Source organism: Yersinia sp. LJYL362 (genome assembly GCF_048323875.1).
The window spans coordinates 1-17,920 of sequence record NZ_JBLWEX010000225.1; the positions used below are offsets into that span (position 1 = coordinate 1).

A 17,920-nucleotide genomic window follows, 5' to 3' on the forward strand; every position below is an offset into this window, starting at 1 on the left:
TTGAGGGCGACCAACCTGGCCATACTCGTTTTTCGCAAATCCAACGACATAGCGCCTCCATTGTTTCTTATAGTGTTCTAAGCCACATTCATCATCACAAGGCTATTCCCTTGAAATTATGAGGTCTACATTAAATATAACACAAAGAAACATTAACATTTTGGCAACAATGGCGATTGCTATGATAGACGGTCTAAATATAATTTTTGCGCTCTTTTACTCCGTCAATAAAGCCATTAACATATCCCACGCTTTCTCCTGCTACATAGCTTTTTTCTGAGCCACTATCTTTATCTTCAATTTCAAGTATATCGTCCTCAGAGTAACTATCTTCTTCAAATACAAAATCACATTCTGAAAAAATCTCTTCAACTTGTTCATGATTTTTTGATTCAATAACTCCAAGGTTTGCATATGCCAGTTTCGGAGTACCTATTTCAGTTGGATTTTTTGAACCTGGCATAGTATTAGCTATAGCATAAGAGTTGGGGGTAAATAACTCTTTAAACCACTCTAAAATCATTTTTATTATACCGTTGCGATTTACGTCGCGTCTTAATTCGCCAGGACACTGTTTCTCAAACTTAAAAAAAATGCGCGACGTCTCTTCATTTAACGTAAAGTCTTTACCTAAAAATAGTTGACAGTCCAAAGTGAATAAAAGTTGAGCCCCATCGGTATAAGGTACTGAATAATGCATTTCAAGTCCGTGATGCCTATCGAGCTTGAATTCCATTGAAATATCATCATGATGTAAATAAGGATGCCCTCTCTTGGCATGCTCCAGAGCAACTGTTGCCATTGAATATCGACTCACTACATTCAGTACAGCAATTCTCCTCTTATCATCATCGTCAGTGCCTGCTTTTAACCACCCTTTATGAACCAAGCGTTCTAATACTTCTTTAATATTTTTATAGCCACCCGAACATTCCCCATCAATATAAAATTGTTTTTTTTCAATTGGAGTATTGTTACTCTTTAATGCGCCAACTGTATTAGTCAGCCCCAGATACGCTATTGGATAAGATATTATTTTCATTTATTCCTCTTGACTATGTTTATATAAAAACCAAGATTATATATCAATATAATATCAAACTAATTTTAACGTATCTTTTGAATTTATACTTAATACTTCCGTTATTGAAATAACACATTACCCTTTCCGCTAAAGTTATAAAATAATTTTCAGGTAATGTAATTTGAACATCATACTGTTTTTTTATACAGTTTTCACAATATATTGTGTTGCTAAAACACAATATGAGGTACCCCCTACAAACAAAAATGAGATTAATTAATGTCGAGAAATAAAAAGAAAACATCCGCATCAGTCGCGGCACAGGCAGCAAGAATACTAAAAGATCCTAATGCTTCTCCCCTCGAAAAGAGTTTGGCGGGATCGGCACTCTCTCAGACCAATACGGATAATCAGACGGGCGTTCATATGGAAGATGTCGCGGCACAAGTGCTGGCAAATCCCGAGTCCAGTGAAAAAGCCAAAACACTGGCAGGGTCTGTGCTTGCCCAAGCAAATAAAAAACGCTAATTACGCAAAAAGCCCCGGTTCAGGGGCTTTTCTTTAATAAATAGCAGTATCATTTCGTCGGTAATTTAATATCTTTAAACATCGCCTCAATATCTTCGAGTCGCTCCGCACAAGGCTTAGCGGAGTATTGAAAGTATGTACCAACGGAATCACACAGGAATCACACATGTTTTTCGTCGTCCATCTGGCCTGTATACGTTCTGCAAGCATCATCATGGGACAGCCATTCACATAACGCTTGGCACCAGAGATTCCTATGAGGCTGCGATAATGTCTCGTAGTTTATTGATGGTTTACTATCAGCATTCCTGTGAACTACTTGAGACAGTACGCCAGAAGCTTTACTCATGTAGAAAACAGCTTCAATTAACTGCTCTGGTGGGTTATGCCGTACCGCCTTCCCTACCCCAAACTATGCCAGTTGTAGAGAGACCAGTAAGGGCTGTTGCACTAAAACCAAAGAAAGACAAAGAGAAGCGTTTAACACTGTTAGTTGTTCTGGATGATTACTTAAAAAGTAATAAAAACGATTGGAGGGAAAAGACGCTAAAAGTAAATGAATCACGTTGTCGTTACTTCATCGATTTTTTAGGTAATAGACTGATAACAGAAGTGAGTAAGTCTGATATTTCTGACTTTAAGCAGCATTTAGTCGGTAAAGGATTCAGTCCCAACACCTGCAATGATTATTTTATCAAGGCATCAGGGCTGTTCACATTTGCCTGTAAGCAACGCGACTACATCACAAAAAGTCCGTTTGATGGGATGGGATTTAAGAAAGTATCCAATGTTACTGATAAGAGAGGGATTCTCCACCTAGAGCACGAGCAAGCACTTAAGGGCTTCCCTGAGCATTCACAGAATTGGTGGTTACTCCAGTTGCTTTGGTTCACTGGATGCAGGATAAGCGAGATAACACAGCTACAGCCAGCCGACTACCGTGTAATTGATGGGGTTAAATGTATTTCTGTAAACGATGAAGGGAATAAAACGCTTAAGAATGATGCATCAAGGCGAACCATACCTATTCATGAACACTTGCTAAAACTCGGTATTTTCATAGATAAACCAACGTTCACATATACACCTGATAGGGCTTCTCAGCTTGTTTCTTCAATCTATACGGGATTAGGCGTTACAGCACACAGTTATCGATACGGTATGAGTGACAGACTTAGAAAACTAAACATTCCTGATTATGTTAGATTTGAACTATTAGGACATGCACACAAGACAACTACCGATAGGATTTATAAATCAGATGATGCAATTCTATTATTAAAGTCTGCTATAGATTTAACGTAAAAAATTAGCAGTAGTTTTGGAAGATTCCACTTGACCAAGAAACTGTTTTTACATACAGTAAAATCAACATGTAGTGAATTTTGTTAAATGAAAACACTACATGGAGTAAACCCTACACGCAATATGAGATAAAAATATATGACCAATATAAAGAAAACCTCGTCATCTGTAGCTTCACAGGCGGCACAAGTATTGAAAAATCCTAATGCTTCCGCGATTCAAAAACAGCTTGCTGGTTCGGCACTATCCCAAGCAGGCACCAGTAACCAAACAGGTGCTCATATGGAGGAAGTAGCATCAAAAGTTCTGACAAGTCCTAAATACAGCGAACAGACTAAGACGCTTGCTGGATCAGTGCTCTCTCAAGCAAACAAAAGTCGTTAGTAAGTAATGACAACAGCCCTCTCTATTGGGGCTGTTGCCATGAAAACCTAGCGGTTTAGATATGAACTATTAATATCATTTAAGATGTTATTATTATAATCATTGATACTATTCTCAGAAATAACGCTGAAAATGCCCTCTAAACGCCCTACGTCTGTACTAATATGCACATCCGCAGGTTTCACAGTTATATGATTAACTGGTGCTGTGTAGGCCGCTGACGGTTGGTACGGCTGTGGTTGAAGGCTGCTAGCTGTAGGAATCATAGCCTGTGGGGTTAATGATGAACTAGAGCCGTTATATGCTTTCATGCCATCACGACCCACTTCTGCAATCCATTGTCTAATTCCACCTTTCGTCAAATTCTCTTGGTGCGTCTTCAGGCTATCTGCTCTAATCTCTTCCTGTGAGCGCAAAAATGGAATCTTGCTGACAATCCAACTAATGAGTAAAGTTAGTTTGCCTAAAGCAGTGCCAAATCCCTGAATAAGCGGCTCAACATCACGGAATGCTTTTGCTACACCTTCACTTCCGCCAATGCTACTTTCTAATGCAAGGGTAAACTTATCACCCAAAGTCTGTGAGGCACTACTAACAGCAATTGACCATTCTCGCAGTTTAGTAAGACTCGTTAACTGTTCGTCAGAAAGCATCTGACCTTTTTTCTTCATATCTTGAATGGTATCAATCACTTCTTTGCCATTATTAGCAAAGAGTCCACTTACTCGCGATAAGTCGTTTACGGTTTCTTCGTAATAGCGCATTTCCTGTGCACTCTTCTTGAGTTGTTTCCCATTCAATTGCATCTGCACAATGAACTCGGAGCTACTCATTTTAGCGACATCGGCAAGGGTATATTTCAGGGGAGCGAATAAATCATTAAAAGTGTCCGTAAGCTCCCCCCCGCCTTTTAGTTTGCCAGAGCGACGGTCAAAAGTAGATTGGCTTACCAACTCGCCAAGTTTTTCTTGAAGGTCTTGGAAGACATTTTCTAGATTGGCGTCAATCCCTTTGGTCTGTACAAGTCGCTGCAATGCCTGAGCTTCGTATGATGAGTCAGCACCAGCTTTAGTTAATTTGTTAACTCCCTTGGCACGTTCTACAGATGAACTTGCACTGCTATACGCCGCGTAAGCACCACCGACAGCGGCGGCCGCCGCATACCCACCCAGACCTACACCTAATAGAGCACCACCACCTTTACGGCCTTGTTGTGCTTTAGTTTTTGCTTGTTGTGCTTTGAGTCTACGAGTGTTAGCAGTGAGGAACTTCATTTGTTGATTCATTTCTGCTAGGTCTAAGTTACCTTTTTTGTACTCATTGCTTAGGAGCTTTGCTTGCTGGATTGCCTTATAACGTTGTCCGACACCAAGATTTTCCATTCTTGAGATGGTAAACGTTGCATCACGGAGTTTCATTGTCCCATTAATTTCCCGTTTCAGTGCTAATTCTGATTGTTTCTTTAACTGGACTTTGCGCTTCTCGGCTAATGCAGCTTCTTTAGTTGCCTGAGTTTGTGCTTGTTGAGCTTTCCCTGTCTGTTCCATTGCCTTAGTCTGCGCCAGCGACGTCTGTAGCCAGTCTTTTGAGGGCTTTCCTAACATACCTGTACCCAAGCCACCCTTTACTCCAGCACTGCCGTATACCTTCTTCATAGCGCTTACCTGTGACTGTGCTGCTTGCTTAGCCATCTTCACACCATGAGCTGCCGACTTGGGAGTAATGCTATTATCTAGAATTCCAGCCGCTTCTTTTTTCAGACGTTTCATGTCGTCCCTGACCTTCTTCATGCTCTGTACATCTGACTTCCATTTCACAAGATTAGTTAATACTGCCGCTTGGATATTTACACTCATATGTTTATTTTCCTCTTGTTGTTATTTTTCTCAGATAAAAAAATAGCCCAGCTATTTAGGCTGAGCTTTATTACTTAGACTGCAATGGCGTCGTGAGTGCATCTTCCAAACTCATATTATTCTCTTTCATGCGATAATGAACTGTTGACTCACTAATCCCGAATAGTTTTGCAAGTTGTCTAATATTAAGCACGTTCAATACATCATTGCCAGATATGCGACGAATGACCCTGTGTGAGTTACCCTCTAATGTAACAACCATAATACAATACCTCTATATAATAAAAATGATAAATAGATTAGAACGGGGGAAATATAAACCCCGCTCACAATAAGAATTAGTAGGCATGTAAAGAGGGTAAGTATAAATATAAATACCCTCACACCTAACTTAAGCTTTGATAGACAAACTGAATGTAGACTGAGGCAGGTTATTTACCGCCAACATGCTAAATTCACTCACAACAGTCGGGAAGCCCCACTCAGAATTAGGCAACATATATTGCAAGAACTCACCTTGTTCACCTGCCATGAATGCAGATTTAACCGCAGGGCCTGTATGGTGGACATGGACACGTGAGTTTTTATTAAACTTGGTAATCATATAACCACCATCATCAGGGACGCCATACTGTGCGTTCTGGCCAGACACGTCAATAAATACGATATTTTTATAAACCCACATCTGATATGCAGGAAGCAACTCAGTATATTGCGATAAGAAGTTGTCTGGACTCAATGATGAAAGGCTGTACACCATAGTTTCCATAATTGTAGGGTGGTAGCGCAATTGATTAGCCATTTCCCCAGCACAAATAATAAAGCGCTGCTCAACGTCACCATTCTTGCCCTGACAGGCAATCTGGGATTGCTGAATTAAACTATCTAATTGTCGAGGGACACTAACCGCTGCCGCAAAATTAAATTCAACATTAGTCTGAGAACCCCCCTCAAACTCTGTGAAGTAATTCAGGTCACCCTGACCTGCATATTGAGATTTACTCACACCTCTTAATACTGAATCAGCCAGGATCTTGTCTTTTGTGTTGTAATATTGAATCACCTGTTTTTCTACCAATTCTAATTTCGCTTGCTGTAACGATTGGTCGGAATCAGTACCAGCACGGCGGAAGCGTTCGAGGTCACGGCTGGTCAATTCATCTACAGACGAGAAGTACGGGAGCTGGTATAAGTAGTTTGAAAATTGCGGACGGAGAATAGTATTAAAGTCGGGGCCATATGGCACATTCTCATTAAATACCTGTTCTGCACGGTCTAATAAACGGTCTAGACTAACGTTTAATGTATCATGAGTTTCTACACTAAATAAATCCAATGTATTAAACAGACGGTTTGGTACTTTTACTTTCTTATACAAATCACCAAGTGAAACAATTTGATCAGAGGGATTAGATGGAGCGCGATTAAAAGCCATATTATTATATTCCTTATTATTGTTATTATTGTTCGCTCCGCGAATGCTAGTAAGTTCTGTTAGTTATTAGCACTCACGTTAGTGAGCATTTTTAGAATTATTCTTAGATTGGTCTGTTACTGAAGACGGAAACCATCAGCAAGAAGTAATGTTTTTGCTTTCGTCAGACCTGCGGTATCTGCGGCCTGAAGAACGGCTTCGCGCAACACAACGCCGAAAGAATTTGCGACGCGAATTGTCTGTGCTGGGCCTGCTGGGTAATCTTCAAGAACAACGTAGACTTTTGTCGAGGCTGAGGTGGCGGCTGCGCCTGATGTGGCATCAATGCAAGTTCCCGCATAAGTAATAGCAGGGAGCGTCATAGTGACAAGCTTCTGATTGAAGACTGAATCTGCCGAATATGCGATAATGTCATTTTGACCGAGAGGGCTTGTACCCGTTTTACCGTATTTTTGTAGTGACATATTATTGTTTCCTTATTGTTTGCTCTGCAAATGCTAAAAAGTAGCACTCACGTTAGTAAGCATTATTATTGTTTGTATTTTTTAGAAAAAGCTTCTACGAAAGATTTTCGAATATCGTTATTACTTTCTTCTTCTTCTTTGGTTTCTACTTCTACTTCTTCAAGAGTAATGCCTGCAATTTCTAAAGCCTTAAGCAGTTCCTCTGTAATATCAGTTCCACGAGCTTTAAATAAGAGGGCCTTATTATGGCCCGAGGCTGCACCACCCTGTTCTGCCAGTGTATATGCCAGATGTGGGCCTAATGGAGCTGATTCATCTTTATCAAAATTAAAGGTCACACCTTTAAGATATTTAGCTGGTTTCATTTAACCTCAATTTGTTCAATGTTATTTATTGTTTAGTGATGTTATTGTCCGCCTTGCGGATGGTAGCCGAAGCTACCACTCACGTTAGTGAGCAACGTTGTTCACTTTGAAAAGCCCTTGAAGCTGGATTGAGAGATTAGAGATATTGAAACAATCAACAGATGAATGATTAATCCAACGACAAGGGCTTTTGAAAGTAACTATTAAAGTGTTTGAAAGTAACTTTGATTGTTTAAAGGGACGGTAAACCGACAGATGATAAGTATATGATTTCGTTGCCTGCATTTTTCCGTAGTTAAAAGGTAATAAAAAACCCCACACCAGAAAAGCAGGGTTTCTTACGACACAAACAATAACAAGGAAGTAAACAATGAAATCAGATTATCAGAGAAATGCACATTGTACATTTATTAAATATTCTCTCAGGGGGGGGTATAGAAGAACACTTAAGAAATGACCATCTACTGGCAATGCGGGTTCTGAGGCCACAAGGATTCGTCCAGAAGATGAGGCATTATTATTGTAATTAAAGTTGACGGCTTAATTTCGACTTTTAATAATTTAAGGAGAGGAATTCTTATGGATATTATTCGTGGTAATGAGTTTCAAATTATTCCCCTTCTAATATTATTATACACTATTACAGGGATGACTACAATATATTGCGGTGGTTTTTCTTGACTATTTCTTATTTATTTTAATGAATCTATCATGCAAGGATATTGCCCAGTCCTGCTAGCTCATCTTGGAATTCTTTCATGGCGGCAATTGAGCAAACAAGGGCGATATGGGTTACTACGTTAGCTCTAGTTATTAACTCAGGGTGGTGCTCTATAATAAATTCTTCATTCGGTTCTAGAACCGCTGCCATCTCGTCTAATTTAGTGTCAGTCCACTGCATAAGTTCGATAAGATTGATATCGTCTTTATTGAAAAAATCTAAATCAAGGTACACAGATTCTAACTCAGTGATAATTTTGTCTGCTGTTTTCACAGCTCTTTTCTTAGCTCTCTTCTGTAAGAAATAGAACATAATTTGGTTTCCTTGTTTTTTTATTATTGTTTGGATTTTATATCACCGCATTCTGACGTAGCGAACACGGTGTTTTAATCGAGTTAGGGTATACCCTGTAGGTTAGGGTGTCTTTATAGAGAACTCTTCTTGTAGCTTGCAAATTCACGTCTATAGCAAGGGCTAATCAGCATAAACAGGAGGACAGCCATTTCAAATTGACTTGTTATGATTGGTACTAAGTAAATCGGATATAAATAGAAAGAAATCGTAAAGCATAAAAACATAACTACGAGTAAAATAAGATATTTATTAATCAATTCACCTCCTAGTTCAAAATAGTTAATGGCAGTTCTTCACGGAGTTGTTTTTTGTTTTTTATTTGTCTCTGAATTTGTGCCATTGTCTGCTTCAACATGCCCGGCACACTCCAACCCTCATCCCAACAAAATTCTTTTAGTTCTTGGTATTCCTCTGGTGTCATGTACAAACTGAGGGTGATCATTTGTTCTTGAGCTTTTGCCATTGTTTGTTTTCCCTTATTTGTTTATTCGTGAGATGGAATCCACATCCCTACCTGACAATCATTTAATTCATACTGTTCTCTACGATTAAAGTACATCCAACCCATGCGAGGGATATTTGCAAAATCTCGTTGATAGTAGCCACCCTCTAAATAATCCACACCATCCTCAGTGACCTTAAGCGGTTTCTTTCTTTTATTCTTTATGTGCTTTATCTCTGAACTGGTCATAGCATAGTACAAGGAGTTAGGTTGTTTGATCTGGTTGTTTATACAATCGTTATATCTCTTAACACTTTCAATATTGCATGTACGAATAACACCCCTATGAGATAATATAGTTATAATCTACGCTGCTATACTTTCTTGTAAATACTCTTGATTTAATTTATCAATGTAAATTTTTATTTCTTTTGTTTTTCCTGTTAATGCCAAGCTGCGTATATGCTCTTTCTCTTCTTCTGTAAAGACAACTCCAATCAATGGGTTTACTTTAGCTGGCTCTTGCATAGAGTAAGTTAAGGAGCCATGAGTTTTAGTGTATACCTCTAATAACTCCTGAACAGTACCATTGATACTTACAATGTGTAATTTATGCATTTCATCATCAGATGCTTTAACAGAACTCACCGACTGTTGCATAGTAAACTCTGGTGGTGTAATAGCTTGTTGTTCAAGACGAGAGCCACGGTTTTCCCCAAACTTACTATTATTGGGATTCAGTCTGTGATGTGCTATAGCCTGTGATGCAGTTCTTAGTATTTTTGTGTAGTACTCAATAGTCCTTTTGCTGAGTGGCTTATCATCAAAAAACTCTTTCTTTTTGTTAAAATAACTTCCAACAATTAGTGTATCAATTTCATCAAGTGCCTGTAATGCCCTGAAAAATCTAAACGGAGCTAAATCTGCTCCCGGCTGTGATTGTCCCAATGATCCACAAATACAATCATCAATCCAATTGGGTAATTCTTCATATTCCCAAAAGGAAGAAATATACTCTTTGGTAAATCTATTATCTGTTGCTTTTTGCACTGCTCCTTTAGTTCTTGCCAACATCCCTCCTGTTTATTGTTTAGCTTCTTCTTGCAGTTCTTTTAGTTTTTGTTCCAACAAGTACATTTTATAAAGTACGATGGCTTGTGAGTACATATTCCTACGCGAAGCACTTAGACCAGATCTAGGCTGAATGTAATTTCGAAGCGCTGAGTATGCGAGTTTCCCTGAAAGGATATCCTGTAATGTTTCCTCTGCTGTATTTCGAACAGTTTGTTTAGTTGTCTTCATTCTTTATTCCTTTTTTTTCAATACAAAAAGGCCACCTCTATTGGGTGACCTCATATGAATTACTTTATTTGTGATTGTATTTTTCTATCTCAGAGCAAACTCTCTTGCTCCTACTGTTATATTACCCCAAATCAGTCTATATGTCAATATATAAGCAATGTTATTTTTGTTATATATATCCAATATTACAATAACATAAATAAAATCGTTTTACAAGAAGTCTGGTTAATTGATAGGTAAAACCTTGCATAGTTTAATCTCTCTGTATATCTCTTGTAATTCTCCCTTGTTTTAGCCCTTCATATAGATACCCTGTAGGTTAGGGTGTCTTTTAGTAAACTCTATTCCTACAAGGCAGAACCCCTTCTCAATCGTGTCTCTATCCTTACATATGAGGTCAGGTTGTCTATAAGGTTCTTATCGATTGTAGTCTGTCTCTCTTTTTAAAATAAAACGACATACTTATTAGAGATAAGAATAAATCGACATCCCGACTGTCTTTCTGACACTCTGACTATCGATTACTTCTAACATTCGTTTACTGAGTTAATCACTCTAAGCTTATCGCTTCTCATGCTAACCTCAGACTCATGTTTATAAAAGCCACTACTAATATATAGGGTCTTCTTTCGCTACGCTCACACCGAACACCCTACTAACTGTAACCGTATAATTAAATGATTAATGAACACGATACCCCTATGTCCCTTACTCTTTTAATGATAAGGTAACACTCGATAACCAAATCATCACATATGTAATGATAAAGATATTACACATGCAATGTTCTTGGTCTCGTGTCTCTTCTATTTACTTGTGCAGGCTGTTAGCCAACCATAGGTTGCACAATATATATATATTATTAAAATCTTGCATGGTTTAGGTTTGTTAGTACATAGGCTTAAGATTATTGTTCTTTCTTCTTATTATTAAAAACGTTCTTCTAAAAGCCTATTAGATTATCCCTTTCCAGTTAGATTGGGTGTATAGCTGGTACAGCGTTTACTGGAACACATTATCTGTTATGGCTGAGAACACTCTAACCTAGTGAGTATCACTCTTTCAGCCATTACTTTTATAGTAGTGGGTTTTATTCCTGACTCTTACAGAGTCTATAGTAGATCGTTTTATCGGTGTAAGAATGGGATGTTTAAGGAGTGAGTAACGACACACCGATAAATACTATAAGTATGTCGTTTTATTATTAGTTAGAAACGCCTATTATCTTTGTTGTAATAGGATCAACAGATTCAACAATAAGCCCCGTTCTATGAGTATACCATTCAGGTGTCCATTTACCCTCTTTCGGTGCATCACCATTAAGCTTGTTTTTAAGCCCTGCATTCTCAAGAGAAGCTAAAATAACTTCCTGACAACCTTTGGTTAAGTCTGCACTAGTGGTGTCATATTCAAAACTACCACTACCATCTTTTGCTGACCATTTTATATTATACTTAGGCATTATTTTATCCTTGTTGCTGTGTGTGAGCATTAAAAGTAGCTTATCCCACAATTAAAGCAATGATATGAATGAGGTTTAGTTTTTCCTCATTGAAGCCCAGAAGAACAACCCACCTACAGAAATCATAGGTATCGAATAACTCAGTGCCTCCCCCATGATTGCAACCACAATCCCAGCCCCAGCAAACCAAGTAAAGAGAAGAAAACTAATGATACTTTTGATCTGCTTGTTAGTCATGAAACCTCACTAAAATGATCTAAATCAATAAGTTAAAATAAAGACTTCTTTTGCATAGGTTAAGTATTAATCAGATTAAAAGCTAACTGTTTAGGTCGATCGATGCAGGCACGCATGATAGCTAAAACCTATCAAGATATTACTTATGATTGTTTATTCTGATCAAAAAAACAATAGTTAATATAAGGTTTATATAGCCCTTAAATAACCGTTAATGATGATGTAATGATTTGCCTGTTTAAAATGTCATTTCACGGTGCATACAGAGATATATGCACTTCTAAGCCCTGCCCTATCTGACCTGCATAATACTGTAGGAATAAAGGTACTAAGCGAATATCTCTTTTCCTTCCTCAAAACCATGCAAAAATGAAACTGCGACAACACTTTTTATTTGATTATCATTATCATCTGTTGTTGATATGCATTCTCATATTTAACACCTAGCAAAGAGGTGTTTAGATGTTATTCCTAAGTCACACATTAGAATTCTGTGATATAGAAAACATGCGTAATCATTGACTATCCCATCATTTAGATTAAACTGACTTCATACTAAACATTCTGTGACTTAGAAAACCCAGTAAACAAGGGAAGTGGCTAGATGAACCTCGTTGATGCAGTCAAGACAAGTGAACAAGCCGAGCAGGTAGGTGAACTACTCTCAAAGCATGGCAATCAAACCTATGCTGATATCTGGAACTTTGGCCTACAGGTAGCCTTACGTATATCTGACCTGCTATCTCTGACTTATGCAGACGTACAAGGAGATAGATTGGTTATCATTGAAGGAAAGACCAGCAAGCCTCGTCACATCGTGCTAAATAGCAAGGCTAAAGCCATTGTAGAGCGCCGCAAAGCTGCCAACCCTACTCATGTATATCTATTTGAAGTCTCTACTAATAGAGCTAAAGGGAAGCCTATAAGCAGGGAGAACGTATCTAGAAAGTTCAAAGAGATAGGTGAGATTATAGGTATTGCTTTAGGAACTCACAGCATGAGGAAAACGAGAGGCTGGGTGATGTACAATTCAGGGATAAACATAGAAACAATTGCCAAGGTTCTTAACCACAGTAGCCCAGCTATCACTATGCGTTATATCGGATTAGACCAACAGACAATTGATAATACCTACACTTCCTTCATTATCTAATCACACCATGATAGCGCCTTGATAACCCTTGCATTTACCCCCCTTGCGGGGCAAGGTCATACATACCCACACCCTCACTCCATCGTTGCTCATAGAGCTTCCTACGCGCTGTAAAAGCTATCGATATTTTAGGATTATAAATGCTGATAATTTGACCGTTATTGGTTTGCTTAACAGTGCGGACACCAAGACGGATATTTTTAAGGCAAGAAAGTAAGAAGAGTAGCCCCTTTAAAAAGAGGCCAAAATGGGAGGGGGTTATTGGTGATGTTTTTTACTTTTATTAATAGCTAAATTAAACATTTCTCTTATTACTTTGAGTTCGCCAATCTCAATCTTCATAATATTAGCACTACTACCATTCACTACTTGAGATTGTATTCTTCTGGCTCTAACATCATGTATATCTTTTCCTGGACTAAGGGAGTAAACGATTAAAAAACCCTCAAGCATAAGGTAATATATAGCAACCTTCTCAATATTACTTTTATCCATTCTGAAGTTCATCATTACGTTCTTAATCACATCGTCAGAGATATTATTAGAACTATCGATCACTCTAACAACAGATAGCCTCACAAAATGATCGATTTTTAAGCTATTGCCTCGCCCAAGTTTCATTCTGTTATTTATAATGCAAAACTTTAAAAGATCTTCAAACTCGACTCCTAAAGCGATACTTTTAAAATTATCATGACTAGTCAGTGATGCTCTCCATAATATACTTATGAAATATAGATAAAATCTCTTGTAATCGAAGCCATTTATTGTAATCCGATCGTCCTGCTTAATAACATTCTTCGAAGTTCTAAATATTTTAGTCCCATAAGATTCATATTTTACACTAAGAAACTGTTCGCATTCTGTGCAAAGTAGTTTTTCTTTTGGGTCTGAATTGCTAAGTCGAGGTTCTATCTCATCATTATCAACAATAATGAGTAATTGATTTGATTCTCTTTTAAGCCGCTTATAGTAACTACGTGGGATTATATGTGAGTTCTGCAATACAGCACGTTTACCACACAATTTGCACTCTTCTAAAAGCTCCATTTTTTCCCCGATGTAGTAGATAAACCTGCGCTCGAATGAAATGTGAAACAGAGGGGGTTGATCCCCTCCTCTGTTGAGTCTAAGCTCACGGCGGAAAGTTACACATAACTTACACGCAATTCACACATAGTGAGCGACCACGATTTTTAGAGGCAGATGTAAGCCGTTGATTTATAAATCATTTCGTCGGTAATTTAATATCTTTAAACATCGCCTCAATATCTTCATTTGAGCGTAGAGCAACCGCTTTATCTACTACATCGCGCGTCAAATGAGGCGCAAAACGTAAAATAAAGTCATACATATAACTGCGCAGGAAGGTACTACGGCGAAAACCAATTTTAGTGGTGCTGTAAGTAAAGATATCACGCGCATCCACGGTCACCAGATCAGGGTCTTGAATCGGATCAACCGCCATACTGGCGATAACGCCGACACCCAGCCCTAATCTCACATACGTTTTAATCACATCCGCATCGGTGGCAGTAAAGACAATACGCGGAGTCAAACCCGCACGGTTAAACGCGGTATCCAGTTCAGAGCGGCCAGTAAAACCAAAGGTGTAGGTCACAATAGGATAAGCGGCTAATTCTTCAATGCTGACATGGGCTTTCCCCGCCAATGGGTGATCGGGCTTCACCACCACCGCGCGATTCCAGTGGTAGCACGGCAACATAATCAGGTCGTCATACAAATGTAGCGCTTCTGTCGCAATAGCAAAGTCAGCACTGCCCTTGGAAACCGCTTCTGCTATTTGTGTCGGCGAGCCTTGGTGCATATGCAGTGACACGCGAGGATAGCGCTCAATAAAGCCCTTAATCACATTCGGCAATGCATAACGCGCTTGAGTATGGGTCGTCGCCACATACAAAGACCCTTTATCGGGATAAGTATGTTCACCAGCAACCGCTTTAATGGCATCAACTTTTGATAATACTTCACGGGCAATACGGATGATTTCCAGCCCTGCGGGGGTCACCTGCGTGAGATGTTTACCACTGCGAGCAAAAATCTGGATACCCAGCTCATCTTCCAACATGCGGACCTGTTTACTGATCCCAGGTTGCGAGGTGTACAGGCCTTCAGCGGTGGACGATACGTTAAGGTTATGATTAACCACCTCAACAATATAACGGAGCTGCTGCAATTTCATATCTATACCATCCTAGGTTAAACACTGTGGGAGACCCACAGTTTGGTATATCGGAATCACCCGGTATGCCGAGAAGTTATTAACTGAAACCCATAACTGCATGATGCCAAAGTGGTCAATATCGATCTTATAATAACATTAGGTGATAAAAAAACATTTTATATAACTATCATATCATTTCATTGGCAGCTATATGTAGCATAAAAATAAACGTAATTTTGGTGAATGCAGACAGTCGCTAAAGATTGATAACTTCAACGGATTACCTGAGACTATAAAACACTCAGATAAATTAGCCCAATAAAAAACCAGCCATAAAGGCTGGTTTAAGCTGGTTTCTTAACTATCTACCCCAGTGAATCCACTATTTTTTAGCTTCAACCCATTTGCCATCAATATAGAAAGCAGACCAACCGGTCGCTTTGCCCTCTTTCTCTGAGGAAACATATTGTTGCTTGGTTTTGCGGCTAAAGCGAACCAGAGTCTTATTACCTTCATTATCCGTCACTGGCGCATCAGCCAGGTAACGTAATTTTTCCGGTAAACGATCCTTGAAACGCACCAACTCTTCGACCAAAGGCGCACGTGTTTCACGCGATTTCGGGAATGTATTAGCCGCCAGGAAGACACCAGCAGCGCCATCGCGTAACACGAAATAGGCGTCTGACTTTTCGCAAGGCAATTCTGGCAACGGTACCGGATCCTCTTTCGGCGGTGCAACTTCACCACTACGCAAGATTTTACGCGTATTTTTGCACTCATCATTGGTACAACCCATGTACTTACCAAAACGCCCCATTTTCAGATGCATTTCAGAACCACATTTCTCGCACTCAACAATTGGGCCTTCATACCCTTTGATGCGGAACTCGCCTTCTTCAATCTCATAACCATCACATGCCGGGTTATTACCACAAACATGTAACTTACGTTGGTTATCAATTAGATAACTATCCATTGCCGTGCCACACTTCTGACAACGACGTTTGGCGCGTAATGCGTTAGTTTCTGCATCATCGCCTTCCAGGATATTAAGGATTTCAGCTTCCGGCACCAGATTGATGGTGGTTTTGCAGCGCTCTTTCGGCGGCAATGCATAGCCAGAACAACCGAGGAATACCCCAGTACTTGCAGTACGAATCCCCATCTGACGACCACAGGTTGGGCAATCGATGCTGGTCATGACCATTTGATTCGGGCGCATACCGCCCTCTTCAGGATCTTTTTCAGCCTTTTCAAGCTGCTCACTGAACTCAGCAAAGAAGCCGTCCAGCACAGCCTTCCACTCAGCCTGATCATTAGCAACCTGGTCCAGGCCACTTTCCATACGCGCGGTAAAGTCGTAATTCATCAACTCGCGGAAGTTTTCCTCCAGACGGTCAGTGACGATCTCACCCATTTTCTCGGCATAGAAACGGCGGTTCTCTACCCGGACATAACCACGATCCTGGATGGTCGAGATAATCGACGCATAGGTAGACGGGCGGCCAATGCCTCGTTTTTCCAGTTCTTTTACCAATGACGCTTCGCTGTAACGCGCCGGCGGTTTGGTGAAGTGCTGGCTTGGGATCAGTTTTTGCAAATCCAACTCACTGCCCACTTCGATCACTGGCAAGGTTCTGTCTTCATCGCCTTTGCGCAATGCTGGCATCACCTTAGTCCAACCATCAAAGCGTAAAGTACGACCTTTAGCGCGCAGTTGGAAATCGCCAGCCTGTACCGTCAGCGTGGTAGAGTCATACTTGGCCGGCGTCATCTGGCAAGCCACAAACTGACGCCAAATCAGCTGATAAAGCTTCTGGGCGTCAGCTTCCATATCTTTTAGCTGCTCAGCCAGAACATTCACATCAGACGGACGAATGGCTTCATGCGCTTCTTGTGAATTTTCTTTGCTGCTGTATTGATTCGGTGCAGATGGCAAGTATTTATCGCCAAAATTATCACCAATATAACCGCGCACCATAGTCAGAGCATCCTGACTTAAGTTGGTGGAGTCAGTACGCATATAGGTGATATGCCCAGCTTCATACAAGCGCTGTGCCATCATCATGGTTTTCTTCACACCAAAGCTCAGGCGGGTACTGGCAGCCTGCTGCAAGGTGGAAGTAATAAATGGTGCGCCGGGCTTGCTGCTGGTCGGTTTATCTTCGCGATCCAGCACTTTATAACGGGCGTTTTCCAGCAGTTTAAGCGCGGCGTGGGTCTGCTCACGATTGACGGGTTTAAACGGCTTATTGTGGGCATGGGTGACTTCCATTTGAATAGGAACTTCACCCTTTGCCAGCAAATCGGCATGCAATTCCCAATACTCTTCAGGAACGAATGCTTTAATATCCCGCTCACGTTCAACGACCAAACGTACCGCGACCGATTGTACGCGCCCAGCGGACAGGCCACGTGCAATTTTTTTCCACAATAGTGGAGAAACCATATAACCCACAACCCGGTCCATAAAGCGACGGGCTTGCTGGGCATTCACCCGGTTGATATTCAATTCACCCGGTTGATTAAATGCCTGTTGGATAGCATTTTTCGTGATTTCGTTAAACACCACTCGACTAAAACGCTTATCGTCACCACCAATCACTTCCCGCAAATGCCAGGCAATTGCCTCTCCTTCGCGGTCAAGGTCGGTTGCGAGATAGATGTGATCAGCGTTTTCGGCTAATGCTTTCAGCTCGGCAA

At 40.1% G+C, this 17,920-nt stretch carries 17 protein-coding genes; 4 read left to right on the plus strand and 13 right to left on the minus strand.

The features are described 5' to 3' along the window. Positions 1-193: 193 nt before the first annotated feature. Complete coding sequence (locus ACNSO8_RS12290; RefSeq protein WP_172654792.1) at positions 194-1,042, minus strand: hypothetical protein; 849 nt, start codon at positions 1,040-1,042, stop codon at positions 194-196. Positions 1,043-1,303: 261 nt separating this feature from the next. Here ACNSO8_RS12290 and ACNSO8_RS12295 point away from each other — a divergent pair, with 261 nt between their 5' ends. The 3 genes from ACNSO8_RS12295 to ACNSO8_RS12305 all read left to right on the plus strand — a co-directional run bounded on the left by ACNSO8_RS12295 (position 1,304) and on the right by ACNSO8_RS12305 (position 3,241). After that, positions 1,304-1,552, plus strand: a complete 249-nt coding sequence (locus tag ACNSO8_RS12295; RefSeq protein ID WP_019083167.1) for a hypothetical protein — start codon at positions 1,304-1,306, stop codon at positions 1,550-1,552. A 270-nt stretch (positions 1,553-1,822) separates the two neighbouring features. Beyond that, a complete protein-coding gene (locus ACNSO8_RS12300; RefSeq protein ID WP_418394782.1) occupies positions 1,823-2,857 on the plus strand; it encodes a phage integrase SAM-like domain-containing protein in 1,035 nt (344 codons plus the stop codon). 138 nt (positions 2,858-2,995) lie between these two features. Continuing rightward, the gene (locus ACNSO8_RS12305; protein ID WP_145509890.1) at positions 2,996-3,241 is read left to right on the plus strand and encodes a hypothetical protein; all 246 of its coding nucleotides are present in this window, start codon (positions 2,996-2,998) and stop codon (positions 3,239-3,241) included. Between the two features lie 47 nt (positions 3,242-3,288). On the opposite strand, the gene ACNSO8_RS12310 is transcribed toward ACNSO8_RS12305, so the two are convergent. The 9 genes from ACNSO8_RS12310 to ACNSO8_RS12350 all read right to left on the minus strand — a co-directional run bounded on the left by ACNSO8_RS12310 (position 3,289) and on the right by ACNSO8_RS12350 (position 11,642). Then, complete coding sequence (locus tag ACNSO8_RS12310; protein WP_418394783.1) at positions 3,289-5,097, minus strand: hypothetical protein; 1,809 nt, start codon at positions 5,095-5,097, stop codon at positions 3,289-3,291. A gap of 391 nt (positions 5,098-5,488) precedes the next feature. Then, positions 5,489-6,532 carry a major capsid protein gene (locus tag ACNSO8_RS12315; RefSeq protein WP_418394784.1) on the minus strand — a complete coding sequence of 348 codons (1,044 nt, stop codon included), beginning with the start codon at positions 6,530-6,532 and terminating at the stop codon, positions 5,489-5,491. A gap of 116 nt (positions 6,533-6,648) precedes the next feature. After that, complete coding sequence (locus tag ACNSO8_RS12320; protein WP_418394785.1) at positions 6,649-6,996, minus strand: hypothetical protein; 348 nt, start codon at positions 6,994-6,996, stop codon at positions 6,649-6,651. A gap of 65 nt (positions 6,997-7,061) precedes the next feature. Then, positions 7,062-7,361, minus strand: a complete 300-nt coding sequence (locus ACNSO8_RS12325) for a hypothetical protein (RefSeq protein WP_418394786.1) — start codon at positions 7,359-7,361, stop codon at positions 7,062-7,064. Positions 7,362-8,070: 709 nt separating this feature from the next. After that, on the minus strand, positions 8,071-8,394 hold the full coding sequence (locus tag ACNSO8_RS12330) for a hypothetical protein (protein ID WP_418394787.1): 324 nt from the start codon (positions 8,392-8,394) through the stop codon (positions 8,071-8,073). Between the two features lie 307 nt (positions 8,395-8,701). After that, the gene (locus ACNSO8_RS12335; protein ID WP_418394788.1) at positions 8,702-8,899 is read right to left on the minus strand and encodes a hypothetical protein; all 198 of its coding nucleotides are present in this window, start codon (positions 8,897-8,899) and stop codon (positions 8,702-8,704) included. 345 nt (positions 8,900-9,244) lie between these two features. Further along, on the minus strand, positions 9,245-9,949 hold the full coding sequence (locus ACNSO8_RS12340; protein ID WP_418394789.1) for a hypothetical protein: 705 nt from the start codon (positions 9,947-9,949) through the stop codon (positions 9,245-9,247). 12 nt (positions 9,950-9,961) lie between these two features. Then, on the minus strand, positions 9,962-10,180 hold the full coding sequence (locus tag ACNSO8_RS12345) for a hypothetical protein (RefSeq protein WP_418394790.1): 219 nt from the start codon (positions 10,178-10,180) through the stop codon (positions 9,962-9,964). 1,204 nt (positions 10,181-11,384) lie between these two features. Then, positions 11,385-11,642 (minus strand): hypothetical protein, encoded by a 258-nt coding sequence (locus ACNSO8_RS12350; RefSeq protein ID WP_349962946.1) that lies wholly within the window; start codon positions 11,640-11,642, stop codon positions 11,385-11,387. Positions 11,643-12,483: 841 nt separating this feature from the next. Between ACNSO8_RS12350 and ACNSO8_RS12355 the strand changes: the two genes are divergently transcribed. Further along, positions 12,484-13,032 (plus strand): tyrosine-type recombinase/integrase, encoded by a 549-nt coding sequence (locus ACNSO8_RS12355; protein ID WP_418394791.1) that lies wholly within the window; start codon positions 12,484-12,486, stop codon positions 13,030-13,032. A 258-nt stretch (positions 13,033-13,290) separates the two neighbouring features. Here ACNSO8_RS12355 and ACNSO8_RS12360 read toward each other — a convergent pair whose 3' ends face one another. From ACNSO8_RS12360 to topA, 3 genes are all read right to left on the minus strand, one after another. Beyond that, positions 13,291-14,082 carry a hypothetical protein gene (locus tag ACNSO8_RS12360; protein WP_418394792.1) on the minus strand — a complete coding sequence of 264 codons (792 nt, stop codon included), beginning with the start codon at positions 14,080-14,082 and terminating at the stop codon, positions 13,291-13,293. A 178-nt stretch (positions 14,083-14,260) separates the two neighbouring features. Further along, positions 14,261-15,235 carry an HTH-type transcriptional regulator CysB gene (cysB, locus tag ACNSO8_RS12365; protein WP_005165856.1) on the minus strand — a complete coding sequence of 325 codons (975 nt, stop codon included), beginning with the start codon at positions 15,233-15,235 and terminating at the stop codon, positions 14,261-14,263. Positions 15,236-15,599: 364 nt separating this feature from the next. Continuing rightward, positions 15,600-17,920: type I DNA topoisomerase (gene topA, locus ACNSO8_RS12370; protein ID WP_418394793.1), on the minus strand; the 2,321-nt coding region annotated here is incomplete at its 5' end.

What these genes read in the sequence shown, in the direction of transcription:
- ACNSO8_RS12355 (WP_418394791.1), top strand. Translation starts at nt 12,484, where the DNA reads ATGAACCTCGTTGATGCAGTCAAGACAAGTGAACAAGCCGAGCAGGTA.
- ACNSO8_RS12300 (WP_418394782.1), top strand. Translation starts at nt 1,823, where the DNA reads ATGTCTCGTAGTTTATTGATGGTTTACTATCAGCATTCCTGTGAACTA.
- ACNSO8_RS12295 (WP_019083167.1), top strand. Translation starts at nt 1,304, where the DNA reads ATGTCGAGAAATAAAAAGAAAACATCCGCATCAGTCGCGGCACAGGCA.
- ACNSO8_RS12325 (WP_418394786.1), bottom strand. Translation starts at nt 7,361, where the DNA reads ATGAAACCAGCTAAATATCTTAAAGGTGTGACCTTTAATTTTGATAAA.
- ACNSO8_RS12345 (WP_418394790.1), bottom strand. Translation starts at nt 10,180, where the DNA reads ATGAAGACAACTAAACAAACTGTTCGAAATACAGCAGAGGAAACATTA.
- ACNSO8_RS12315 (WP_418394784.1), bottom strand. Translation starts at nt 6,532, where the DNA reads ATGGCTTTTAATCGCGCTCCATCTAATCCCTCTGATCAAATTGTTTCA.
- ACNSO8_RS12360 (WP_418394792.1), bottom strand. Translation starts at nt 14,082, where the DNA reads ATGGAGCTTTTAGAAGAGTGCAAATTGTGTGGTAAACGTGCTGTATTG.
- ACNSO8_RS12320 (WP_418394785.1), bottom strand. Translation starts at nt 6,996, where the DNA reads ATGTCACTACAAAAATACGGTAAAACGGGTACAAGCCCTCTCGGTCAA.
- cysB (WP_005165856.1), bottom strand. Translation starts at nt 15,235, where the DNA reads ATGAAATTGCAGCAGCTCCGTTATATTGTTGAGGTGGTTAATCATAAC.
- ACNSO8_RS12330 (WP_418394787.1), bottom strand. Translation starts at nt 8,394, where the DNA reads ATGTTCTATTTCTTACAGAAGAGAGCTAAGAAAAGAGCTGTGAAAACA.
- ACNSO8_RS12335 (WP_418394788.1), bottom strand. Translation starts at nt 8,899, where the DNA reads ATGGCAAAAGCTCAAGAACAAATGATCACCCTCAGTTTGTACATGACA.
- ACNSO8_RS12310 (WP_418394783.1), bottom strand. Translation starts at nt 5,097, where the DNA reads ATGAGTGTAAATATCCAAGCGGCAGTATTAACTAATCTTGTGAAATGG.
- ACNSO8_RS12305 (WP_145509890.1), top strand. Translation starts at nt 2,996, where the DNA reads ATGACCAATATAAAGAAAACCTCGTCATCTGTAGCTTCACAGGCGGCA.
- ACNSO8_RS12350 (WP_349962946.1), bottom strand. Translation starts at nt 11,642, where the DNA reads ATGCCTAAGTATAATATAAAATGGTCAGCAAAAGATGGTAGTGGTAGT.
- ACNSO8_RS12290 (WP_172654792.1), bottom strand. Translation starts at nt 1,042, where the DNA reads ATGAAAATAATATCTTATCCAATAGCGTATCTGGGGCTGACTAATACA.